22 protein-coding genes and 1 pseudogene are annotated in these 22076 nt (G+C 61.7%); 11 read left to right on the top strand and 12 right to left on the bottom strand.

Annotated elements, in window-relative coordinates; all coding sequences use genetic code 11:
• Nucleotides 1-189: 189 nt before the first annotated feature.
• The gene (locus NKH30_RS23660; RefSeq protein ID WP_352451471.1) at nt 190-1392 is read left to right on the top strand and encodes an MFS transporter; all 1203 of its coding nucleotides are present in this window, start codon (nt 190-192) and stop codon (nt 1390-1392) included.
• A gap of 109 nt (nt 1393-1501) precedes the next feature.
• Here NKH30_RS23660 and NKH30_RS23655 read toward each other — a convergent pair whose 3' ends face one another.
• On the bottom strand, nt 1502-2404 hold the full coding sequence (locus tag NKH30_RS23655) for a sigma-70 family RNA polymerase sigma factor (protein WP_352997327.1): 903 nt from the start codon (nt 2402-2404) through the stop codon (nt 1502-1504).
• Nucleotides 2405-2605: 201 nt separating this feature from the next.
• Here NKH30_RS23655 and NKH30_RS23650 point away from each other — a divergent pair, with 201 nt between their 5' ends.
• The 7 genes from NKH30_RS23650 to NKH30_RS23620 all read left to right on the top strand — a co-directional run bounded on the left by NKH30_RS23650 (nt 2606) and on the right by NKH30_RS23620 (nt 11701).
• Nucleotides 2606-4012 carry an MFS transporter gene (locus tag NKH30_RS23650; RefSeq protein ID WP_352997306.1) on the top strand — a complete coding sequence of 469 codons (1407 nt, stop codon included), beginning with the start codon at nt 2606-2608 and terminating at the stop codon, nt 4010-4012.
• A 433-nt stretch (nt 4013-4445) separates the two neighbouring features.
• A complete protein-coding gene (locus NKH30_RS23645; RefSeq protein WP_352997304.1) occupies nt 4446-5642 on the top strand; it encodes an acyltransferase family protein in 1197 nt (398 codons plus the stop codon).
• A gap of 2 nt (nt 5643-5644) precedes the next feature.
• Complete coding sequence (locus NKH30_RS23640; protein WP_352997302.1) at nt 5645-6751, top strand: glycosyltransferase family 2 protein; 1107 nt, start codon at nt 5645-5647, stop codon at nt 6749-6751.
• A gap of 6 nt (nt 6752-6757) precedes the next feature.
• Complete coding sequence (locus NKH30_RS23635; RefSeq protein WP_502911510.1) at nt 6758-7786, top strand: glycosyltransferase family 2 protein; 1029 nt, start codon at nt 6758-6760, stop codon at nt 7784-7786.
• A 9-nt stretch (nt 7787-7795) separates the two neighbouring features.
• Complete coding sequence (locus NKH30_RS23630) at nt 7796-9583, top strand: ABC transporter ATP-binding protein (RefSeq protein WP_352980168.1); 1788 nt, start codon at nt 7796-7798, stop codon at nt 9581-9583.
• Between the two features lie 1082 nt (nt 9584-10665).
• A complete protein-coding gene (locus NKH30_RS23625; protein WP_292659780.1) occupies nt 10666-10884 on the top strand; it encodes a hypothetical protein in 219 nt (72 codons plus the stop codon).
• Between the two features lie 112 nt (nt 10885-10996).
• Nucleotides 10997-11701 carry an SOS response-associated peptidase gene (locus tag NKH30_RS23620; protein ID WP_352980166.1) on the top strand — a complete coding sequence of 235 codons (705 nt, stop codon included), beginning with the start codon at nt 10997-10999 and terminating at the stop codon, nt 11699-11701.
• Here NKH30_RS23620 and NKH30_RS23615 read toward each other — a convergent pair.
• A complete protein-coding gene (locus NKH30_RS23615) occupies nt 11698-11958 on the bottom strand; it encodes a hypothetical protein (protein WP_352980164.1) in 261 nt (86 codons plus the stop codon). The two genes, NKH30_RS23620 and NKH30_RS23615, sit on opposite strands and share 4 nt — an antisense overlap.
• Nucleotides 11959-11961: 3 nt before the next feature.
• Nucleotides 11962-12222 carry a hypothetical protein gene (locus tag NKH30_RS23610; protein ID WP_254819421.1) on the bottom strand — a complete coding sequence of 87 codons (261 nt, stop codon included), beginning with the start codon at nt 12220-12222 and terminating at the stop codon, nt 11962-11964.
• 180 nt (nt 12223-12402) lie between these two features.
• Between NKH30_RS23610 and NKH30_RS23605 the strand changes: the two genes are divergently transcribed.
• A complete protein-coding gene (locus NKH30_RS23605) occupies nt 12403-13185 on the top strand; it encodes a DUF3800 domain-containing protein (protein WP_352997300.1) in 783 nt (260 codons plus the stop codon).
• Nucleotides 13186-13301: 116 nt separating this feature from the next.
• Nucleotides 13302-14243, top strand: a pseudogene (locus NKH30_RS23600) (IS1595 family transposase); the annotation flags it as partial.
• A gap of 216 nt (nt 14244-14459) precedes the next feature.
• On the opposite strand, the gene NKH30_RS23595 reads toward NKH30_RS23600, so the two are convergent.
• The 9 genes from NKH30_RS23595 to msuE form a co-directional block, all read right to left on the bottom strand.
• Nucleotides 14460-15245, bottom strand: coding sequence for a DUF3800 domain-containing protein (locus NKH30_RS23595; protein WP_352997298.1), 786 nt, complete (start codon nt 15243-15245; stop codon nt 14460-14462).
• A gap of 206 nt (nt 15246-15451) precedes the next feature.
• A complete protein-coding gene (locus tag NKH30_RS23590) occupies nt 15452-15601 on the bottom strand; it encodes a hypothetical protein (RefSeq protein WP_023677295.1) in 150 nt (49 codons plus the stop codon).
• 3 nt (nt 15602-15604) lie between these two features.
• Nucleotides 15605-15934: a DUF2934 domain-containing protein gene (locus NKH30_RS23585; protein WP_287286361.1), complete on the bottom strand. Its 330-nt coding sequence runs from the start codon at nt 15932-15934 to the stop codon at nt 15605-15607.
• Between the two features lie 128 nt (nt 15935-16062).
• Complete coding sequence (locus NKH30_RS23580; protein ID WP_352980156.1) at nt 16063-16698, bottom strand: BA14K family protein; 636 nt, start codon at nt 16696-16698, stop codon at nt 16063-16065.
• An 88-nt stretch (nt 16699-16786) separates the two neighbouring features.
• Complete coding sequence (locus NKH30_RS23575; protein ID WP_352980154.1) at nt 16787-17548, bottom strand: ABC transporter ATP-binding protein; 762 nt, start codon at nt 17546-17548, stop codon at nt 16787-16789.
• Between the two features lie 37 nt (nt 17549-17585).
• Complete coding sequence (locus NKH30_RS23570; RefSeq protein WP_352980152.1) at nt 17586-18584, bottom strand: ABC transporter substrate-binding protein; 999 nt, start codon at nt 18582-18584, stop codon at nt 17586-17588.
• Nucleotides 18585-18642: 58 nt separating this feature from the next.
• Nucleotides 18643-19491 carry an ABC transporter permease gene (locus NKH30_RS23565; protein ID WP_352997296.1) on the bottom strand — a complete coding sequence of 283 codons (849 nt, stop codon included), beginning with the start codon at nt 19489-19491 and terminating at the stop codon, nt 18643-18645.
• Nucleotides 19492-19531: 40 nt separating this feature from the next.
• Complete coding sequence (locus tag NKH30_RS23560) at nt 19532-20896, bottom strand: LLM class flavin-dependent oxidoreductase (RefSeq protein WP_352770525.1); 1365 nt, start codon at nt 20894-20896, stop codon at nt 19532-19534.
• 52 nt (nt 20897-20948) lie between these two features.
• Nucleotides 20949-21506 carry an FMN reductase gene (gene msuE, locus NKH30_RS23555; protein WP_352501262.1) on the bottom strand — a complete coding sequence of 186 codons (558 nt, stop codon included), beginning with the start codon at nt 21504-21506 and terminating at the stop codon, nt 20949-20951.
• A 333-nt stretch (nt 21507-21839) separates the two neighbouring features.
• On the opposite strand from msuE, the gene NKH30_RS23550 reads away from it, so the two are divergent.
• Nucleotides 21840-22049, top strand: a complete 210-nt coding sequence (locus NKH30_RS23550; protein ID WP_352817076.1) for a hypothetical protein — start codon at nt 21840-21842, stop codon at nt 22047-22049.
• The last annotated feature ends 27 nt before the right edge of the window (nt 22050-22076 follow it).

Raw genomic sequence — 22076 nt, 5'->3', positions numbered from 1 at the left:
AAATCTAGCTTCGAATGGTGCGCGGTCAATCCAGAAAGCCGTGGAATGGCGCCATCGCGTCGACTGGATAAAAAATGCAACCGGATTGTCGGATTCAAGACATGTCCAACGTCCTTCGGACGCAAGCGGCTCGGCGGAGCTCGAAAAGGTCGTGCCGTATCAACGCTTCCGGCATGGGAGAAAAGTGAAATGAGCCTTCCCTATCGTTGGGTTATCGTCGCGGCTGGCGCGCTGATGACCTGTGTCGCCCTCGGGGCGATGTTCTCGCTGGCGATCTTTCTCGAACCGATGGCGCTCGACACACAATGGTCGCGCGCCGGCATATCGAGTGCGATGACGCTGAACTTCCTTGTAATGGGCCTCGGCGGCTTCGCCTGGGGCGCCATTTACGACCGCTTCGGCGCCCGCATCGTCGTCATGACCGGCGCCGTGCTGCTCGGCCTGGCGCTGGTCCTGGCCAGCCGCACCGGTTCGCTGCTCGTTTTCCAGTTGGCCTACGGCGTGCTCGTCGGCCTCGCGGCAAGCGCCTTCTTCGCGCCGATGATCGCGCTCACCTCCGCCTGGTTCGACACGAACCGCAGCCTCGCCGTCTCGCTGGTCTCGGCCGGCATGGGCGTGGCGCCAATGACCATCTCGCCCTTCGCCCGCTGGCTGATTTCGGCCTACGACTGGCGCACCGCAATGTTCGACATCGGCATAACCGCGTGGGTGCTGCTACTGCCGGCCGCGCTTCTGGTGCGCCAGCCGCCCAAGCCCGCTGCCGACGGCGCTGCCCCAAGCGTTGCCGCCGAGGGTGCCGGCATGACGGTTCCGCAGGCGCTGCGCTCGCCGCAATTCATCGTGTTGGGACTGACCTTCTTTGCCTGCTGCGCGGCGCATTCCGGGCCGATCTTCCACATGGTGAGCTATGCCATGCTGTGCGGCATAGCGCCGATGGCGGCGGTCAGCATCTACAGCATCGAGGGCTTGGCAGGGCTGGGTGGCCGGCTGCTTTACGGCGTGCTTGCCGATCGGCTGGGCGTCAAGCCGGTGCTGATCACCGGGCTGGCCATACAGGCCGTGGTTATCGCCGCCTATCTGGCGGTCAGCGAGCTTGGTCAATTCTACACGCTCGCCGTCATCTTCGGCGCCACCTATGGCGGCGTCATGCCGCTCTATGCGGTGCTGGCGCGCGAATATTTCGGCCAGCGCATCCTCGGCACGGTGTTCGGTGCAGTAACCATGCTGTCCAGCCTCGGCATGGCTTTCGGCCCGCTCGCCGGCGGCATGGTGTTCGATGCCTATGCCAGCTATTCCTGGCTGTTCATCGGCTCGGCTCTTGTCGGGCTTGGCGCGATGGCGATTGCGATCGCCTTCCCGCCGCTGCCGCGCAGGGAGTTGCAACCGGCTTAAAGCAGGATCGGCGGAAAAGGGCGGCCGCTTGGATGGCAAGCGGCCGCGATCCAAAATAGCTGGCAGTGTTCGGCATTATGAAGCGCGAATTGCTATACAAGCAGAATTGCTATGCAAGCAGAGGCACCACCTCGGCGCCATCAAGCGTGTAGCGCGCATAGCGGAAATCGCGAATTCTCGACAGTCTGTCGCCGGCCCATTCCAGCAGGATGAAATATTTTGGCCCTCCGGCCGAGTCATCCGGGTCGATCACCAGAATGGCCGGGCGCCGATCCACCAAGCCTGGAAGCAGCCGCCAATCGTGGATATCCGCGTAATTATGGAAGTACCGGCCCACTTTCGTGCGGCCGCTCGCCCGGAGCCGGTTGACGAGGTCAAGCCGGACGTCCTCGGCCAGCATGTCGCGGATCGCATCGAAGTCGCGGGCGTTGAACCGCTCCACGTAGGCTGCCAGACGCGCCCGCTCGGGCTCGGCCAACACCGGCACAGGCCGATCGTCAGGCTCGCCGGAGACTTCGCGCAAGCGCAAACGGCCGCGATGCAGTGCGGCTTTCACCGCCGGAACGCTGCTGTCGATAATGTTGCCGATCTCTTCGATCGTATAGCCGAGCACATCCATGAGGATGACGCTGCTACGCTGCGCCGCGGGCAGGCGCATGAAAGTCTGCAGGCTTGCGGCTGCAGTGTGTCGACCCTCGGCCGACATACCGGGGTCAGGGATCATATCGATATCCTCAACGACATGCGCGGCATCCAACCTGGCACGACGGCGCAGGTGGTCGAGCGCGGCATTGTGCGCGATGCGAAACAGCCAGCCCTCGACATTGGCAATCGGCCCGGTCCCGGGGAACGCCTCGAGCGCCTTGACCGTAGCTTCCTGGACAACATCCTCGGCATCGATCACCGAACCGGTCATGCGGGCGCAATAACGGTGCAGTTTCGGCCGTAATTCGCCGAGCAGCCGGTCAAATGGCTCCCGTCCTTCTGGGGTGCCGGTTGCGGATCCGGTCATCGCACAAGGATCAATTTCATGCGTATCTCCCAGGCAGGCGCCCGTCATCAGGCGCAGCGTCTTATAGACGCTCGACGATGGCAAAAGGATTCGGTCGAAAAAACTTTCTCTTGCTGGAATCCTTTGATGGTTCCTACGCGTCTCTGGATCACGGGTCCGTAACCTGGCGGGCCCTTTGTTCAAGCGGGAGGCGCCATAGTCATGAGCAAGCAAAGTGCGGGATCAACGAAGGTCTGGGTTCTCGCCCTCACGTCGATAGGCTCCTTGATGGTCGTTCTCGATGCGATGGTCGTGGCGACGGCATTGAGCACGATGCGGGTCGAGCTCGACGCCTCGCTGGAGACGCTGCAATGGACGATGAACGCCTATAATTTGAGTTTTGCCGTCCTGCTCATGACCGGGGCTGCGCTCGGTGACAGGTTCGGCCGCCGCCGTACGCTCGTTGCCGGATTGGCGCTGTTCGTCGCAGCGTCGGTTGCCTGCGCGCTCGCTGGAAATGCCGGATTGCTGATTGCGGCCCGTGCGGTCCAGGGCGCAGGTGCCGCAATGGTCATGCCACTGGCCATGGCGCTGCTGAGCGTCGCTTTTCCTCCGGAGGAACGAGGCAAGGCGCTGGGTATCTTCAGCAGCATCACCGGCCTGGCCCTGATCATCGGCCCGATGGCGGGCGGTGCGATTTCCGAAGGCCTCTCCTGGCACTGGATCTTCTGGCTCAATGTCCCGGTCGGCATCGTTCTCATCCCGCTGGTGATGCGTCGGATTCCGGAGAGTCACGGGCCGGGCACGGTCATTGATGTCCTCGGCGTCGTGCTGGTAACCGCGGCGGCGTTCGGAGTGGTCTGGGGCCTCATGCGCGGCAACATCGTGGGCTGGAGCAGCTCTGAAGTGCTGACGGCGCTGACGGCCGGGCTGCTTTTCGCCATCGCGTTCGTCCTTTGGCAGCTGCGTACCCGTGAGCCCATGCTGCCTTTGCGGTTCTTTCGGGCGCGCGCATTCTCCTCGGGCGTAGGGGCGAACTTCCTGCTTTGCGCCGCCATGTACGGCCTCGTATTCCTGTTGCCGCAGTTTCTGCAGTTTGCCCAGAGCCGTGGGCCGTTCGGCGCCGGCATGGGATTGCTGCCCTGGACCGCCACGCTTTTCGTGGTCGCACCGATCGCCGGCAGCCTGATCAACCGCGTTGGCGAGCGCTGGCTTGTCGTGGCCGGATTGATCCTGCAAGCGGCTGGAATGGCCTGGCTGGCGCAGATCGCAGCACCTGATCTGCCCTATATCCAGCTAGTCGCCCCGCTGATCATTACCGGTGCCGGCGTGTCGATGGCCATGCCTGCCGCGCAGAACGCGGTTCTCAATGCGGTCGCCCGGCCGGAGGTCGGCAAGGCTGCCGGCACGTTCAACACATTCCGCTTCCTCGGTGGCGTATCCGGGATCGCGATCGCCGGTGCGGTGTTCGCCGGCACTGGAAGCTTCTCGTCCACCGACGCGTTCAGCGATGGCTTCACCTCGGCAATCGACGTCTCCGCTCTGCTCTCGCTCGCCGGCGCGCTCGTCGGATTGGGGCTCCCGGAGCGTCGCGCAGTGGCGCTCGCGAATGCCAGCAAGGAGGCGTAACTCGAAGGCGGGAAGCTTGCGCTTGCTCCCACTGTTGTCGCGCTAACAGCAGCCGCGCCAGCGCAGCAAAAAGGTCGCCGGGCGTCGGTTGCCGGCCGGTCCTGTGGCGGGGCATCTGTGTCCAGACCCAGATTTTGCGCCCGTGATGGCGGCGAACATGCTGCATCGCAGCACCCTCTCGCCGATATCGGCGGGCCAAGGCAGTGCGAAAAAATCGTCAAGAATGGACAATTCAGGCTGTTTCCTGCTGTTTTTTGGCTTTTATTAGTCGCGCCTCACGTTCCTGTTTCAAATGTGTCAACTTTTTGTGTTGCGTTGCACAATGGTGGTCCTATTCTGCGCAAGGGGGGCGCTTCCGATTGGAATGCGCCGTGAACGACGCCGCTATATTGACCGATTGGCAGTTTCGCCGTCCCGCCGGCGTATGCCGCTAATGGGAAATGCGCGCGACACCCAATTGGACGCGCTGAGGGCCATCGCCGTGACGATGGTGCTGTACTCCCATTTCTTCGCAGCCGGAGGGTCCTCGTTCTGGGGCCATATCGGCGTGCGCCTGTTCTTCGTGCTGAGCGGCTTTCTGATCACGCGACTGCTGCTGGAAGCCAGAGCGGCCGCCGAATTCGAAACCGGACCGGCGCTGAAATCCTTCTATATCAGGCGGGCGCTGCGAATATTCCCGCCCTATTTCGCCGTGCTGGGTTTCGTCTGGCTGGTGGACCTGGAGCAGTCCAGAGGATCGCTGGCCTGGCATGCCCTCTATCTGTCGAATTTCTGGTACGCGGCGCAGAATGAATGGACGCCCTGGCTGCTCTGCCATTTCTGGAGCCTGAGCATCGAGGAGCAGTTCTATATCGCCTGGCCACTGATCGTCCTGCTGGCACCGCGCCAGCGCCTCGAAGCGATCTGCATCGGCGTGATCATGCTGTCGCTGGCCTACCGGTTTTATTGGCCGATCGCGGGAACGCCCGGTTTGGCGCGCGACCTGCTGCCGCCGGCGTCGATGGATGCATTGGCGTCAGGCGCGCTGCTCGCCGCCTACCGGTCAAGAACAGCCGGCTTGCCGCAATGGCTTCGAGCTGGCTGGCCGGGGCTCGCCGCGGCGTTTTTCGTTCTGCAGTGGTTTGCGCCGGCGCCGGCAAATCCGGTGCAGGAATGGGGTCTCTGGCTGCTGTTGCAGATCCTGCCTGTCGCGCCTCTGGTGGTCATCGTTGCAAGCTGTTCAACGGGCATTGGCGGTCGCGTCGGAAAACTTCTCGAACTGCCGCCGCTGCTTGGCCTTGGCCGCATAAGCTACGGCGTCTATCTCTACCATCCCATAGTGCTGGCTCTGGTTGTCAAGTCGCAGCCCTGGATCCCGCTCAACGTCTCGGAGCAAGGGCCGGGGCGGTTCCTGGTCGCGGGAACTGCGACGCTCATGCTGGCTTCGGTTTCGTGGCTGCTTTTCGAAAAGCCGCTCAACAGCCTCAAGCGCCACTTCCCCTATGTTGCTGGAAAAGGCCCAGGCGCCATCTCGGCAGGCATGGACGTGGGCAATGCCGGATGGCTCGTGGCGGGAGCATATCCGGGCAGGCCGCTTGATGGCGGCACGTCACTCTTGCCGCGCAAGCTGCACCGAACCGATCGGAGCTGATCATGGCTGCTGCTCCCTTGGTTTCCGTTCTGCTGCCGATCTACAATGCGGGACCTTATCTCGCCGCTGCGCTGGGCAGCGTCCTGCGCCAGGATTACGAGCGTCTGGAGGTCATCGCCATCGATGACGGCTCGACCGACAACTCGCTGCAGATCCTGCAGAAATACCGCCAGGCCGACAATCGCATCTCGATCATCTCACGCGAAAACCGTGGCCTGATCGCAACTTTGAACGAAGGCCTGGCCGTGGCGCGCGGCGATCTGGTCGCCAGGATGGACGCCGACGACATCGCCTATCCCCAGCGCCTGTCGCGGCAGGTCGCGCTGTTCAACCAGCAGCCTGACCTGGCTCTATGCGGCGCGGGTTTCGATACCTTGCTCGGCAACCGCATCGTCAGGGGTTCGCCCGATCCGATATTCCAGGACAATATCCTGCGAATACTGTCGATGTTCTTCACGATCTTCATGCATTCCACGGTCGTCTACAACAGGAAGGTCATCGAAGAGAGCGTTCTATTTTATGACGAAAGCTACAAGCATGCCGAGGATTTCGACCTGTTCAGGCGGCTGACCGACCGCTACCCGGCGGCCATGATCCCCGAAAGCCTGATCGCCTATCGTATCCATGACGACAGCGTGACCAACAGGCACAAGCGCGAAATGCGCAGGACCCATTTGAAGATCGTCGCCGAGAACCTCGAGCGCGAAGTGCTCGCCCAAGAGACGCAAGGCCTGCGCGACATCGGTGAGGTCCTGTCGATGGACACGGTTCGCCGTGCCGCCGAATGGATCCTTGCGCTGGAAGGAAGGATTTCCGCACTGCCGGCCGAGACGAGGCCGAGCTACCAGGCCGGCACGCTGAACCTGTTCTATTTCCTCTACCAGCTGATATCGGGGGAAAGGCAGCCGCTGCTGATGCACGAATTCCTGACGCGGACGGCGAAATGGAACCTCATCCGGCGGCGCGAGCAGTACGTGTTTCGGACCGGTGCCTTCGCGCCGCGCTTCAGTCTCGCCTCGATGTCGGTCACCAGGCAGGTGGATGCCCTGTCGCGGTATCTGCAGTCCGTGCCGGCCGCGGCGGTTTTGCCTTCGAACCAGTTGAGCTAGCAACGCATGTTCGTCAAATCGCACCAGCTCCAGCAGCGCGGCCGCTCGACGGTGCCGGCGGCCATGTCGCCGCGGCCGCAGCAAGGACCGGCGCCGGCGGTCAGCTTCATTGTCTGCACACGCGACCGTGTCGCCGTACTCGAGCCCTGCATCAGCTCGATCCAGGCCGCGTGTCGTGCCCATGCCGACTTTGCCGCCGAGCTGGTGGTTGTCGACAACGGCTCGACCGACAGCACGGCCAAACGGCTGGCCAGCATCGCCGAACTGTCGGACATCCCGTTCACCGCCATTTGCGAGCCGCGACCCGGATTAGCGGCCGCGCGCAACGCCGGGCTGGAGCGGGCGCGGGGCCGCGTGCTGGTCTTCGTCGACGATGATTGCGCGGTCCACAAGGATTATTTGCGCGATCTGCAGCGGCACTATGCGGCCGGCGAACGGGTCATCCGCGGCGGCCGCGTCGAGATCGGCGACCCCCGCGACCTGCCGTTCACTATCAAGCGGTCGCCGGTGCGCGCGCGGCTTACGCAGGATGTCCATCCCGGCGGCTTCGTGCTTGGCTGCAACATGACGATGCATCGCGATGTCGCCGCCCGTATCGGGCGGTTCGACGAACGGTTCGGCGCCGGCGGCCCGCTGCGATCGGCGGAGGATACGGACTATCTGGTGCGGGCGGTGCTGCTTGGGATTCCGGTCGAATACGTGCCCGACATGACCATCTATCACCATCACGGCCGGCGCGACCGCAAGGCCATCGAAAAGCTGCACCGCGACTACAGCATGGGCAATGGCGGGCTTTGCCTGAAACATATCCGCCACGCGCCGTGGCTGCTTCGGCATTGCTACTGGTCGATGAGGGCGGCCTTGCGCGAACTGGTGAAAGGCCCTCTGTTCGACCGTGAACTCAAGCTGTCGCACTGGCCGATCGTCGGCATGAATTTGCTCGGGGCGGCCAAGTTCGCGGTGCTTTTGCTGGCGAAATCGCCGCAGCCGGCGCAAATGCGACAGGAGCAACAGGCAAATGCCGAGGCGAGGTGATCCGCCACCATGCGATTGATGCCGCCCAGCTTGCCGATGCTGCGCCGCGCGCTGGGGAGAAAGCAGTTGCGCCTGCTTCCTGCCGTGGTGGTGCTCGGGCTGCTCAGCGCCGCGCTTGAAGGCTTCGGCATCGGCCTGATCATCCCGTTGCTGAACATAATCATGGGGCAGCAGGGGCAGACCGGCATGGCCGGCTTTTCCGCCGTCTTCCAGCATGTCGGATCGAGCCTGAGCGAGCGCGACCGGCTGATCGTCATATCGGTCGCCATCCTCGGCTCGATCGTGCTGAAGAACCTGTTCGCTTTCGCCAACACGCTGCTGACCACCTTCATCTACGGCAAGGCGAGCCATTCGATCCGCAGCGCGCTGTCGGAGCAGCTGCTGCGGGTGGGCTACCCATTCTTCCTGCAGCAAAGCCCGGGACGGCTGCTCAACATCATCTCCAACGAATCCTGGCGGGCCTCGGATGCCATCCAGATCACGTTGGGGGCAATCGTCAATGCATCGGCCGCAATCATCCTATTGGCCTTCCTGCTGCTTCTGTCGTGGCAGATGACGCTGCTGGTCACGCTGGGGCTGGCGCTGGTCCAGGTCGCGCACGCCGTGCTGTCGGCCAATTTGAAGGCGCCGAGCCGCAGCGTCGCCTCCCGCAACAGCCAGCTCGCATCGCAGATGCTGCATCTGGTGCATGCCGGGCGGCTGATCCGCATTTTTGGCCAGGAGCAACGCGAGAAGGCGGCATTCGACCAAGCATCGGATGCGGTGCGCCGGGCGGCGTTCGTGCTTTTGACGCGTCAGGGAGCTTTGCCGCCGCTGACCGAGGTTCTGCACGCCATGCTGTTCCTGGCGGTGGTGATCGGCGCCTGGTTCGCCAATGTTTCCTTCCCGCTGATCGTCGCCTTCGTCATCCTGCTCTACAGGCTGCAGCCCTATATGCGGTCGCTGCAAATGGCCTGGAGCCAGCTGCAGGGCCTGAGTGGATCGCTTGAAGAGGTGACGTGGATGCTGGACCCGTCCGACAAGCCCCAGCCGCCGCAAGGCAACAGCCCATTCCCCGGGCTCAGCCAAGGCATCAAGTTCGAAGACGTCACCTTTACCTATTCCGGTTCGGAACAGCGCGCGGTGGTGCTGCATGCGGCGAGCTTCGACCTCCGCAGCGGCCGCTCGACCGCGCTGATCGGCCGGTCGGGCGCCGGCAAGACGACGATCGTCAATCTTTTGTGCCGCTTCGTCGAACCGGATAGCGGCAGGATTCTCGTTGATGGATCGCCTCTGGACCGCATCGACCCCAGCCAATGGCGAAAGCACATCGCGCTCGCCAGCCAGGAGCTGGAGCTGGTCGACGGCACGATTTTCGACAACATCATCTACGGCCAGGACGCGGCCTCGGCCGATGACGCCGAGCGCGCGGCAAAACTGGCCGAAGCGCATGGCTTCATCGAGCAACTGCCGCAGGGCTACCGGACGGTCGTCGGCTATCGTGGCGTCAATCTCTCGGCGGGACAGCGGCAGCGGATCGCGCTGGCCAGAGCCCTGGTGCGCGATCCCAATATCCTCATCCTCGACGAAGCCACCAATGCGGTGGACGGCCTGTCGGAAGCTGCAATCGTCGAGACGCTCAAGTCGCGCGCCGGCCGCCGCACCACCATTGTCATCAGCCATCATCGCAGCACCGTTTCGTTCTGCGACGACGTCGTGATCCTGAGCCACGGCCGCGTGAAAAAGCAGGCGCCGTTCGCCGCGCTTGCGACGCTCAGCATGGACGAGCTTTACCAGCACGAGGCGCTGGAAGGCTGAGGGCGACCCCGCTGCGTGCGCGCGCTGGGAGGTCGTCTCGGATGTCAAGCCAGGTCAAGCATCTCAGGGGCGAGGAAGACCTCCGCCTACGTCTCTACGGGATTTCTGGGATGATGAGTGATCCCGAGCTTACCCGCTTTCCATCTGGAGCGTACAGAACCAAGGGTCCGCCTGCCAAATCCAGCAATGGCAGGCGGACCCTAATCAGCGCATGAAGGGACTGATTCTGCGCCGATGTCTCCTCGAGGAGGTGACGCCATCAACTGAAGACGGGCGCAGTTGTTCCCGATGCCGGCCGTACACAAGACCATTGCGCAGGCAGGTCAGACTTAGGTCCCTGTAAACGCGCATCGCTGGCTGGAGTGAACATCGGATCGGCTCGGTGGTAGCGAAACTTCGGCCGGAGATAGATGCAGCCATTGGGTTCCGGGGCATGACCGGCTCGGCGCTGATCATGGGCGGCGATCGATCCCCGCACGACTGATGCCGAGGGGCGCTTGCAGTCCTGCGGAATACGCATCCACCGGCGCCAGTGAAGTTGTCCAAGCGGTACCGGCTCAGCGGTCGTCAAGCTGTTGCTAATATGCAGCACAGGCAGCGCTCTATGAACGGCGTCGCTTGGAACCGCTACCTCCGACCAACCGTTAGTGTCACAATGACACCAAAAAGTGAGGCTGATGATGGACCCGCTGCAAAACAACACGTTGGAGATCTGGTGTCTTGCGGCCGTTCCGCTGTCGCTGCTCCTTACGGTGTTATTAGCCGGACTTATCCTTTAGCCGGACCCAACGAGGCCGGCTGCGGACCGGGGCCTGGAAGATGAAAATGCCGGCTATTTAGGCACGCTAGGCGTCGCGGACACCCGTAGCACCAGGCTGTGGCAGCCTTTCCAACATTGCCATCATAATCGGCTCTTTCGACCGGTCCGGTCGGCGGCGATTGCTCGCAGGCCCGTTGCGAGGGCGAGCATGCGAGCTCGTACGTTTTTTACACAATCTCTGATTGGTGGACTCGCCCGCCGCCATCGACGTTAATTTTGCGTTAGCGACAGGAGGGGGGAGATCGCTAAAGGGAGGAAGAAAATGAAAGAAAACTACGATCTGACGATCGACTACGACGACGAACCTTACGACAACAAGCCTTATGATCTAGCCACATTCGCAAGGAAGCACGGGCTCAACATTCGAGCCGCCGAGCTTCTTCTTTTCGCCAAAGGCCCGTCTCGAGCGGCCTGCGATGCCGCGGCGAGGGCTTTTCTCGCGGCGGTAGCCGCACAAGCTATGAGACAATCGGCGCGGTAGGTCTCACAAAGCCATTGCTGACACGGCCTGCCGTGTCAGCAACCCAACGGACAGCGCTGGAAATTCCAGGCCGTTTCCAACAAGATGCCTGAGCATCCGGGAACGGCCTGAAATGTGCAATCTCTACAACATCACGACCAGCCAGGAGGCCATCCGCCAGTGGACCCGCGCCTTGCGCGACATCCTCGGCAATCTCGAACCCTCCATCGACATCTATCCCAACCAGCCCGGCCCGGTAGTGCGCAACGCGCCGGACGGCGAACGCGAATTGGCCAATCTGCTGTGGGGCATGCCGACGCCACTGGAGCGGGTCAAGGGCAAGGCCGACTATGGCACCACCAATGTCCGCAATCCGCAATACGGCCATTGGCAGCAATATCTCGGCATCGAGAACCGCTGCGTCGTGCCTGTCACCAGCTTTGCCGAGCCCAGCCCGACGCCCGGCGACAAGGACCCCGGGACCGGCATCCAGCGCAACTACTGGTTTGCACTCGGCGGGGACCGCCCGCTGTTCTTCTTTGCCGGCCTGTGGACGCGCTGGCATGGCCTTCGCAAGGTCAAGGACGGCCCCGCCGATCACCAGGTCTATGGCTTCATGACGACCCAGCCCAACGCGCTGATCGCGCCGATCCACGAGAAGGCGATGCCGGTGATCCTGACCACGCCGGAAGAAACCGAGACCTGGCTGACGGCGCCATGGTCGGAGGCAAGGCACCTGCAGCGCACGGCGCCCGATGATGCGCTGGTGATCGTCGACAAGCCTGCGACACAGATCACGTTTCCGCAGCAGGCGCCGGCGCAAGGCTCGTTGTTTTAGCGCTTGAATTTCTGCAGCACCCAGATGTAGCCCTTGGGCGGATGGTCCTGGTCGATGAACTGCATCTTCACCGTCGTGTCCTTGCGGCTGCATCGTTTGCACCTGAACCTGATCGCTTCCAGCGGCTTGCTCCAGCCCACCACCTGGGCCACGTCATTCGCCCTGAAGCGTCCGACATGGTAGCAATGGCCGCACTCCACGATGAGCAGCATGTTGGCCTTGGCGGCACGCCCAACGCTGTCCATCGGCTCGGCCATGGCTCATTTCCGGGTCGAGTAATCCTCGGGCAGCGGAAGCAGGCCAAGCTCCGCCATCCGGTAATCGGGCTCCTTCTCCGCGACGCTGGCCAGCACCTCGTGCAATTTCTCGACAAGCCCGCAAAGCTGCCAGAACAGCTCGCCATGCGCCTTCAAATGCAGCTGCGACGACAGCACCGTCCGGCGCAGGCTCAAAGCGTCCCTGATGATCGCCTCCGCATCCCTCGCCGACAGCCTGTCGAACCGGCTTTTTCGTCTGCCCATCGCGGCTCTCCTCGATTTGTGAGCAACCGCCCCACCTACTGACAAATAGGAAGGCATTCAGCATATTGTACTTTGCGTACCCACCAGAGAGGTGGTACCTTGCTGAGCGTTCCGACAGGAATCGGGCGGGCAGTTTGGCCACGCGCATTGTTTGGCGGCCCGCTCGCGGGAGAGCGATGGGTGCGGCACATTTACATAGATGAGTCAGGAACCAGTTCGCGAGAACTGGTTGCCGTCGTGGCCGGCGTCATCATCGATGTAGATAAGGACTATAGGGGTGTCGTAAGTTCAATTGAAAGAGTGAAGCGGCATCACCTAGGTGATAACTATGACCGTTGGTTTCATGCCGCTGATATTTTTGCCGCCACTGGCGATTTTGAAAAACTAAGTGGATGGACAAGACAAGAAAGGGTTATTTTTATCCGCGACATGATTGAAGTCTGTAATTTTCACGCGATACCTGTGGCTGTTTCTTGGATGCACAAAGATGCCACGGTTGGCATTCCAACAAAAAATAGAAATACCTATCGTCATTGGTCGGCATTCTGTGCGTGTTTTGTGGTAGTCGATAAATATATAGCGAACAATTTCCCAAATGAACACGCTTCAATAAAGGCCGAAAGCTGCGATCACATGAAAAAATACCTCGATTTCGCCTTGGCTGATGTTAGGAGAATTTCTCCTAAGCCGGATTCATGGATATACCAAAGGCAGATAACTAATATAGTGGATGACATTCAATTTCTCAGGAAGGGCCAAGCTCCACTGTTGCAATTGGCAGACGCCTATAGTTGGGGATTTAGGGCATATATGACGGCGCATCCGCATACAGACGAGCTTTACCCCGCGTTGTTCGCAAGCAAAGACTCGCCGATACCAGATCGCAGGAGCGAACTTATTGGAACATCTATTTTAATTCCCATATTTGTTCCTAATCCCGACGCGTCGCAGCTAGCTACATGAATTGTAAGCGCGCGCCATCCGGTGCACGCTTTTATGGGTTATTCTCCGTAATCCTTACTCCTTTACCTGACGTACCCAATTGGGTGAATTATAAAGGGGACATAAGAGTTACCTGGATGTCCGTCCTATCCGACCGCCACTTTCACGACGAAGCCGCCGCCTACAAGTTTGTAGAGGCCAGGATTTGGCCGAATGGCCCAGTTTGCCCGCATTGCGGCGGCTTTGAGCGTATTTCGAAGATGGAAGGCAAGAGCACCCGCATTGGCACCTACAAGTGCTACCAGTGCCGCAAGCCCTTTACCGTGAAAATCGGCACCATCTTTGAAGCTAGCCACGTCAAGCTCAACCATTGGCTACAGGCGATATTCCTTATCGCTTCGTCCAAGAAGGGCATTTCGAGCAACCAGCTTCACCGCACCCTTGGCGTGACCCTGAAGACCGCTTGGTTCATTTCGCACCGCATCCGCGAGGCCGTGCGCGACGGCAACCTTGGCCCGCTCGGTGGCGAGGGTCAAATTGTCGAGGCGGACGAAACCTATTTCGGCAACACCGCTGAGAAACCCGTGCTGCGCACCGATCGCAAGACCCCGTTCAAATTCAAGAGCCGTGGCGGCCCGTCCGGCAAGCGCGCCGTGCTTGGCCTTATCGAACGTGGCGGCTCTGTTCGCACCTTCCACGTCGCGCAGGCGACCAAGATCAACGTTGCCGAACTGGTGACTGAGAACGTTGCCCGCGAAAGCACCCTCTACACCGACGAAAACAAGTTTTATGGTGGCATGAGCGATCACTTTGCCACTCATGATTCGGTCAAGCATTCGGCTGGCGAGTACGTCCGTGGCGAGGTGCATTCGAACACCATCGAAAGCTATTTCAGCATCTTCAAGCGTGGCATGCGTGGCACCTATCAGCATTGCGCCGAGAAGCACCTTCACCGCTACCTCGCCGAATTTGACTTTCGCCATAATCAGCGGGTAGCCCTTGGCGTGAATGATGAAGCGCGGGCCGATCGCATTCTTGATGGTATCGTCGGCAAGCGCCTCACCTATGAAACAACTAAAGCAAGGCGAGGCACCCTATGGCGTCTGGCGACCCTCCAAATACCGCCCGAAAGCCAAGGGGCAAAAAGGCGACAAAGCTTAGTCAGAAAGAGCAATCCGAGCGGTTTAAGGAAACCGCTCGGGAGCTTGAAGTTGACGAGAGCGGAGAAGCATTTGATAGAGTCATACTTGGAATAGCCAAACGAATTCAGCAGAAAAAAGGTGGATAGCGAATCGTCAAATCCAGTTGAACGTTGTAGCGTTTATTGACCCTTCCCAATCTTTTTCTGACAAGTCGTTTCCAATTATACTTCTAACAAATTGATCTCCGAATTCAGCTCTATTAAAGAAGCGTCTAAAACCATAAGCTACTGAGTCTGCAAGAAGTATAAGCTTGTCGTCTGATTTCTCTACGAAGTGTATGGTCGCTCTTATTCTGGAGACGCGCAATTCTGTTTCTTGCTTTATGTAGCCGAGTTTTGTTTCTTCTTCTGTGGGAGATAGATCCGATGGTGGAATAACGCGCGGAAACTGTCGGTGGAACAAAGCGCCAGCGCGAAGAAACTTCGTCATTTCCGAAGCCTGTTCCGCAACCACGGTCCCAACCTCATCAATCTGCCCATGGTCGCGTATGTGTTTGTCCGCTCGCGCAATGCACGTAGCAAAAGCCATGAAATGCTCAAACTGATGCGGCTGCATGGGGGGCTCCGACAGCGGCTCCTTGATCAAACCGCGCCTGACAATCGATAGGGTTATCGGCGCCTTCAAACGTCTCGGTAACGACATCATTGATTTTAGGAATGCTAGTCGATTCGATCGAGACCATTTTTCCCAATAATCTGGGTTGTTCCAGACGTCCTTAGCGGAATACACAAAGCCTTTCCGAAGGTCGGTCGGGACGGATTCAAGCGCCTCATTTACTGCCGCTTCCGCTCTCATTAGCTGCTTGTCAGCGTCAATAATGATACCAACAACCACAGTTACAGGGGCTGACGGTTCAGTCCCCGCCTCGTCAATGAACACAAAAGCGCACGGCCTTATCCCCCCAGAGCAGCCCGCCAAATAGGGCTTTCGGCAGCAGGTTATTCATAACCTACTCCTCCGGGTACGCGAAGTACAATATGCTGAAGGCATTCCTCGCAGAGTCAATTCGCTCTTGACATTTTTGTTCCCGTTTTGTTCAAGATCAACAGAAACTAATGGAGGCATCGAAGCGACAGCACGCCGCCTCAATGCCTCTTGAAATACTGCACCTCACGTTCGTGCTTTTCGGCGGCCTCGCGGGTATCGAAGGTGCCGAGATTGCGGCGCTTGCCGGTCTTTTCGTCCTTCTTGCGCGAATAGAGGCGGTATTTTCCGTCTTTGAGTTTTCTGATCATCTGTCACTCCCCGAGCCGCTGCTTCCCCTTAAGGTTGCGCGCGGCTTGTTCGATAGCCGCCCTGTCGTTTCCCAGCCTGTCGATCAGCTCCTGCGCCTGTTCGCCCGATATGCCGGTGCGCACCGCCAGGGCCTCCACCGTCAAAACGTCGGAGCTCGCGACCTCGCGGGTTTCCGGCAGGGCATCGCCTGCCGTCAGTGGCAGGGCCGCCTCCCTGTCGATCTCGGCCTCGGCCCGGTGCCAGTGCCGCTCGGGATCGCCATGGATCCCGCCTTCGCGTTCCCAGATCTGGTATGCGCGCTCACGAATCTTGTCTTCCCGGTCGTCGCCCATGTTGATTTCTCCTTTGGGTATCGGATGAACGCCGCGCCAACCCGAACGATCCAAGAAATCTGCGTGATCGTTGGGTGGGGTCGCGCAAGGCGCTATGCACTGCGGCCGCCAGCCACCCCACGGCCTGCCTACTCGCACTGCCTGCGCGGCCCGCCCGAATACGGCTGATAGCTGTTGTCCTCCGGTCGATATGACCGGTAGCGGCTGAAGCAGTATTGCACGTGGTCGAATGAGAGCTCGGCGGCGCCGGGTTCATCCGATGGCGCGTAGCCCTCCACCGACGACGTATCGCTCGCCTCGAAATAGCTGCCGTCATCGGCGGCGCCGAGATAGGGCGAGATGCAGGGGCGCTGTTGTCCGCTGTAGGATGTGTAGTGGTTGTCGTCCGGCCTGTAGGAGCGGTAGCGGCTGGCGCACCATTCCACGTGGGCGGCGGGCAGCGTCTGCTGCTCTTCCGCTGGTGGCTGGATGGAGCCGGTCGCGGTAATGTCGGTTGTCGACGCTGCGGCGGCATCGGTGGGTTTCGAGCTGCGATCGACTTCCGAGGTGCGAACGGGGACCGGGCCGGCCGGGAGGCGTTCGAGGCGCTGCGAGGCCGGGTTCACCGGTCGCGGGTCCTTGGCCCACAGTTCGGCGACGCTGGAGACCGGGGCGGCCGGCCGTACCGGCTTGGCTATTAGAAGCCAGGTGGCGAAGGCGAGGCCGCTGGCGAATACGGCGAGCGTCAGCACGAAGCCGCCGAAGATTGCGAACAAAGCTTTCATGCCGCGCTCCTTCGCCTCCCGGTTAAGGAAATGCGGGGGCGGGGAATCCGGTTCCAGGAAAGAGCGGGGCAGGGGTCTTAGGCGGCTTTCAGTGCAGGCCGAATTCGCGCAGCAATTCTTCGCGGTAGCGCACGAAGCGGCTTTCGCTGCGCTCGCGCGGGCGGGGCAGGTCGATGTCGATCAGCCGCGCCGCGCCGCCTTTCTCCTTGGGCAGGATCAGCACCCGGTCGGCGAGGTAGATTGCTTCCTCGAGGTCGTGCGTCACCATCACCATGGTGACGTTCTCCTCGCTCCAGATGCGCGCCAGTTCCTCCTGCATGCCGATCTTGGTCATCGCATCGAGCGCGCCCAGCGGCTCGTCGAGCAGCAGGATTTCGGGCTGCACGGTCAGCGCGCGGGCGATGCCGACGCGCTGCGCCATGCCGCCCGATAGCTGCCGGGGAAAGGCATCGCTGAATTCGGCGAGGCCGACGAGCGCGATATAGAAGTGCGCCCGTTCCTCGGCCTCGGCCTTGGGCACGCCGCGCACTTCGAGGCCGAAGGCGACATTGCCGAGCACGGTCAGCCAGGGCAGCAGGCGCGGTTCCTGGAAAATCACCGCACGCTCGGCACCGACGCCGTGCACCGGCTTGCCGTCGATGGCGACGCCGCCGCTGTCGGCGGCCTCCAGCCCCGCAAGTATGCGCAGCAGCGTGGTCTTGCCCGATCCGCTGGCGCCGACGATGACAAGGCATTCACCCGAGCGGATGTCGAGGTTGAGGGTCCTCAGAACGGCGAGCGAGCGCCCACTGATGCTGAACGATTTGGACAGGTCGCGTATGCTGACCTGACCGCCGCTTGTGCTGCTCATCGCGCTCGTCTCCCAACTGGTTGGTCGGTTGCTTTTGTCAGTTGGTCTTGGTTTCGCCCGGCCGGTAGAGGATGTCCGTTGCCTTCAGCTTGCCCTTTGGCAGGCGGCCGTCGCGCTCGAGCACGCTGACCCAGAAGTCGATATCGCGGTCCGTCGCCTTGGCGCCCTGGCGCAGGCCGAAGCCGGTCCAGTAACGCGCCAGCTCGCCGTTCTCGCCGCGCTTGTCGAGGATATTTGCCAGCACCTTGCGCGCTTCGTCGGGGTTCTGCAGCGACCAGTCGGAGGCGCGCGCCGATTGTTCGACGAAATTGCGGGCGGCGTCGGGATGCGCGGCGATGAAGTCGCGCCTGAGCACGACGAAGCCGCCGGCCAGCTCGCCCAGCACGTCGGTGTCGTTGAACACGCCGCGCACGCCGCCGTTGTCCACGAGGGCGCCGGCAAACGTCGCCTGCCAGTAGCCGAGCGCCGCGATGTCGACCTGACGGGAGCGCAAGGTCTGTTCGAGCTGCGGTCCGGGCACGACGACGAGATTGGCGGCATTCGGCGGCAGGCCGACGCTGTGCAGCGCCTCGCGCACGGTGTAGTCGAGATGGGCGCCGAGCGTGTTGACGGCGATGGTCTTGCCGGCGATGTCGGCGATCGATTTGATCGGGCTGTCGTCCAGCACGTAGAAGACGCTACGCACCTTGCCGTTGATGCCGTTGCTCGGATAGGCGGCGACGAAGTCGTTGCCGCCGGAGATCGAGTTGATCACGGCTGCGGTTGCAGCCGAGCCGATATCGACGCTGCCGGAGGCCAGCGCAAACAATGATTCCGGGCCGCCGCCGGAATAGCCGACATTCTCGACCTCGATACCGAGGCCTTTGAAATAGCCGAGCTCGGCGGCCAACTCATGCGGAGAGATGCTGCCACGGCTGGCGAGTGAGCGGAACTTGACGGGTGCCGCTTCGGCAAAGGCGAAGCGCGGCAGGCCGGCGGTGAGAAGGCCGGCGGCGAAGGGCGCGCCAGCAAGCAGGGAACGGCGGGAGATTTTCATGGTCCGGGTCTTTCCTGATTTGAGTTCTGGCCTGGTTGAGATTGGTAAGGGCGGGTGGTCAGTCGACGGCATTGCTCCAGCGGCAGAGCCGGCGCTGCAGGCTGACCAGCGCCTGGTTTGCAATCAGGCCGAGGCCGGCGAGGATGACGATTGCCGCAAACATCAGCGGGATCTGGAAATTGTATTGCGCGTTCATCACCTGGAAGCCGATGCCCTTGTTGGCGCCGATCATTTCGGAAGCGATCAACAGCAGCAGCGCCGTGGTGGCGCTGAGCCTCAGTCCGACGAAGATCGACGGCACGGCGCCGGGCAGCACGACGCGACGGAAGACGGTGAGCTGCCCGGCGCCATAGACGCGGGCCATCTCCAGCAGTTTCGGATCGACCTGCTTGACGCCGCCGATGGTGTTGAGCAGCAATGGGAACAGCGTCGCCCAGAAGATGACGAACACCTTGGAGGCTTCGCCGAGCCCTAGCAGCAGGATGAAGACGGGATAGAGCGCCAGCGCCGAGGTCTGGCGGAAGACCTGCAGGATGGGATCGAGCGCGGTCTCGACCGTGCGCACCTGACCCATGAACAGGCCAAGCGGGATGGCGACCAGCACGGCGGCCGCGAAAGCGAGACCGGCGCGCTGCAGGCTGATGGCGATGTCGCTGAGCAGAGTGCCGCCGACCAGCCCCTTCCAAAGTGCCGCGACAATCATGTCGATCGGCGGCAGCACGGCCGCGTTGACCCAGCCCGCGCTGCTCGACACTTGCCAGATTGCGAGGAAAGCGATGAGGACGCCGTAGCGCGACAGGATGCGGATGCCCGCCCGGCCACCGAGGCGCAGGAAATCCGTGCCGAGGCTTGTCGTGCTGTCAGGCGTGCCGAGGCTGGCGGCCTGTTCGATGTGCTGCAAGGTCATCGGGTTGCCTCCTGCTTGGAAAATATCGGGCTTCTCGGGATTATTCGGCGGCCAGCACCGCCGAGCGGGCGGCGGTCCAGGGGTTTTCCGGCCGCCTGAGGCCGAGGTTCTCGCGCAGGGTCCTGCCTTCATAGGCGGTGCGGAACAGGCCGCGGCGCTGCAGTTCGGGGATCACCAGCTCGACGAAGTCGTCGAGCCCGCCGGGCAGCCAGGGCGGCAGGATGTTGAAGCCATCGGCGGCTTCGTTGCCGAACCATTCCTCCAGCTGATCGGCGACCTGCGTGGCGCTGCCGATGACGGTATAATGGCCGCGGGCCGTTGCCACCCATTGGTAAAGCTGTCGGATGGTGAAGTTGTGCTCGTCGGCAATCTGGCGGATCAGCGCCTGGCGGCTCTTCATGCCTTCGGTCTCCTTGCTCGGCGGCAGCGGTCCATCGAGCGGATAGCCGGTGATGTCGAGCGTCTGGCCGGCCAGCCCGTTGAGCAGGGCGACGCCGTCTTCGGGCAGGATGAGATCGTTCAGCTGCTGGTACTTGGCGCGCGCTTCTTCTTCGGTGCGGCCGACGAAGGGTGCCACGCCCGGCATGATCAGCACCTGCTCGGGATTGCGGCCGGCGGCCGTCACGCGCGCCTTGATATCGCGATAGAATTCCTGCGCCGACGCCAGGTTCTGATGGGCGGTGAAGATGACTTCCGCCGAGTGGGCGGCGAGCTTGCGACCGTCTTCCGATTGCCCCGCCTGCACCACGACCGGATGCCCCTGCACCGGGCGCGGCACGTTGAGCGGCCCTTTCACGCTGAAATGCGCGCCCTTGTGGTCGATGTCGTGGAGCTTGTCCTTGTCGTAGAAGCGCCCCGATTTCTTGTCGCGGATGAAGGCATCGTCCTCCCAGCTGTCCCACAGCGCCTTGACCGTCTCGACGTGCTCATGCGCGCGGGCATAGCGCTCGGCGTGGGCAGGCTGCGTCTCGCGATTGAAGTTGCGCGCGGTTTCGTCACCGGCCGAGGTGACGACGTTCCAGCCGGCGCGGCCGTTCGACAGATGATCGAGCGAGGCGAATTTGCGGGCGAGCGTGTAGGGCTCCTCGTAGGTGGTCGAGGCGGTAGCGATGAAGCCGAGATGCGTGGTGAGCGGCGCCAGCGCTGCAAACAGCGTCACTGGCTCGAAGCCGGCGATCTTGGCATTGCCGCCTTCACGCGCGCCGAGGCCGACCGTCAGATTGTCGGCGAGGAAATAGGCGTCGAACAGGCCGCGCTCGGCGGTCAGGGCGAGCTGCTTGTGGAACTCGAAATTGGTGGCGCCGTCGGCCGGCGCCTCGGGGTGGCGCCAGGCGGCGATATGCTGTCCGCCGCCGGGCAGGAAAGCGCCCAGTTTGATTTGCCCGGATTTGGTGGATCTGGTCATCGCGGCGTGCTCCTGGACGGATCGGAAAGGGGATCTCGGGTCAGTGGTGCGTTCAGGCGGCAAGGCCGACGCCGTAGGGCACCCCGGTTACACGGCATGCCTCGGCGACCGCCTGCCGGGCGCGGGCGTGGATGGCTTCCGACACCAGCACGCCATTGGCAAAATCCTTGTCGGAGGCGTAGATCGCGGTCGGCATGGTCAGCGCCTCGAAGAAGCCGAACAGCGGCCGCAACTGGTGCTCGACGATCAGCGAATGGCGCTCGCCGCCGCCGGTCGCGGCGAGAATGACGGGCTTGCCCCTCAGCGACGACGGATCGAGCAGGTCGAAGAAATGCTTGAAAAGCCCGGTATAGCTGCCTTTGAAAGTCGGCGAGCCGGCCACCAGGATGTCGGCGCCCAGCAGCCGTTCGACAATGTTGCGCGCCGCCGGGTCGAGGTCGCCGAGGCGCCTTGCCTGCGGCAGGGAAGCGCCGAGATCCTCGATATCGAAGACGGCCGAGGCCGCGCCGATGCTTTCGGCGGCCTGCCCGACGATGTGGCTGACGAACGCCTTGGTCTTCGAGGGCCGGGTCAAATTGCCCGACAGCCCCACCACGAGCTTTTTCGACATTCCTGGCTCCCTCTCAAGCGCTCTATTTTAAGATCTTGGGTCTAGCGATCTATGTTAAATCTAGAGAGTTTATAGAATTAAGAGAGTGAGAAAATTTCAAAAGTAGCGCATTGGGCGAACGGAGTTTGCGGCACATCGCCCACAATTGGTTCATTCAATGCGGCGTACTGTGCCGTCGCAGTGCATCGACCAGCGATGCAAAAGCCTGCCAGCACCTTGTCCCGCGGGCTACGGTGAGTCAGGCCAATTTGATTCAAATCCGGCTGTGGATATTTGCTTTTGGGTAAATCGAGGCGGTCATCTTGCCGGCCGGCGGGCAACAGGGAGAAGCCGATGACAAGCGACTTTGCCGCCGCACACCTCCATCTCGAACGAGCCTGCCATTATCTGAGCGGCGAGGACGAGACGAGCCGCACGGCTCGTGCGGCACTGGATATCCTGATCGATGCAATTGTCGCAGCGCAATACAAGCGGCCGGTGGGAGATGTTGTGGAGTTTCCAAGGCCGGCAAAGCTGGGGCAATCCGCAAGCGGGAACGGGTAATCCAACCGGCGGCGTCCCTTTGCTTCC

This window comes from Mesorhizobium sp. M1273 (genome assembly GCF_040318195.1).
Lineage (GTDB): Bacteria > Pseudomonadota > Alphaproteobacteria > Rhizobiales > Rhizobiaceae > Mesorhizobium.
The sequence above is the reverse complement of the archived record's forward strand: the minus strand, read 5'-3'. Positions and strand labels throughout refer to the sequence as shown.

Coding starts and splice junctions, on each gene's coding strand:
- NKH30_RS23660 (WP_352451471.1), top strand. CDS start 190: ATGAGCCTTCCCTATCGTTGGGTTATCGTCGCGGCTGGCGCGCTGATG.
- NKH30_RS23655 (WP_352997327.1), bottom strand. CDS start 2,404: ATGACCGGATCCGCAACCGGCACCCCAGAAGGACGGGAGCCATTTGAC.
- NKH30_RS23650 (WP_352997306.1), top strand. CDS start 2,606: ATGAGCAAGCAAAGTGCGGGATCAACGAAGGTCTGGGTTCTCGCCCTC.
- NKH30_RS23645 (WP_352997304.1), top strand. CDS start 4,446: ATGGGAAATGCGCGCGACACCCAATTGGACGCGCTGAGGGCCATCGCC.
- NKH30_RS23640 (WP_352997302.1), top strand. CDS start 5,645: ATGGCTGCTGCTCCCTTGGTTTCCGTTCTGCTGCCGATCTACAATGCG.
- NKH30_RS23635 (WP_502911510.1), top strand. CDS start 6,758: ATGTTCGTCAAATCGCACCAGCTCCAGCAGCGCGGCCGCTCGACGGTG.
- NKH30_RS23630 (WP_352980168.1), top strand. CDS start 7,796: ATGCGATTGATGCCGCCCAGCTTGCCGATGCTGCGCCGCGCGCTGGGG.
- NKH30_RS23625 (WP_292659780.1), top strand. CDS start 10,666: ATGAAAGAAAACTACGATCTGACGATCGACTACGACGACGAACCTTAC.
- NKH30_RS23620 (WP_352980166.1), top strand. CDS start 10,997: ATGTGCAATCTCTACAACATCACGACCAGCCAGGAGGCCATCCGCCAG.
- NKH30_RS23615 (WP_352980164.1), bottom strand. CDS start 11,958: ATGGCCGAGCCGATGGACAGCGTTGGGCGTGCCGCCAAGGCCAACATG.
- NKH30_RS23610 (WP_254819421.1), bottom strand. CDS start 12,222: ATGGGCAGACGAAAAAGCCGGTTCGACAGGCTGTCGGCGAGGGATGCG.
- NKH30_RS23590 (WP_023677295.1), bottom strand. CDS start 15,601: ATGATCAGAAAACTCAAAGACGGAAAATACCGCCTCTATTCGCGCAAG.
- NKH30_RS23585 (WP_287286361.1), bottom strand. CDS start 15,934: ATGGGCGACGACCGGGAAGACAAGATTCGTGAGCGCGCATACCAGATC.
- NKH30_RS23580 (WP_352980156.1), bottom strand. CDS start 16,698: ATGAAAGCTTTGTTCGCAATCTTCGGCGGCTTCGTGCTGACGCTCGCC.
- NKH30_RS23575 (WP_352980154.1), bottom strand. CDS start 17,548: ATGAGCAGCACAAGCGGCGGTCAGGTCAGCATACGCGACCTGTCCAAA.
- NKH30_RS23570 (WP_352980152.1), bottom strand. CDS start 18,584: ATGAAAATCTCCCGCCGTTCCCTGCTTGCTGGCGCGCCCTTCGCCGCC.
- NKH30_RS23565 (WP_352997296.1), bottom strand. CDS start 19,491: ATGACCTTGCAGCACATCGAACAGGCCGCCAGCCTCGGCACGCCTGAC.
- NKH30_RS23560 (WP_352770525.1), bottom strand. CDS start 20,896: ATGACCAGATCCACCAAATCCGGGCAAATCAAACTGGGCGCTTTCCTG.
- msuE (WP_352501262.1), bottom strand. CDS start 21,506: ATGTCGAAAAAGCTCGTGGTGGGGCTGTCGGGCAATTTGACCCGGCCC.
- NKH30_RS23550 (WP_352817076.1), top strand. CDS start 21,840: ATGACAAGCGACTTTGCCGCCGCACACCTCCATCTCGAACGAGCCTGC.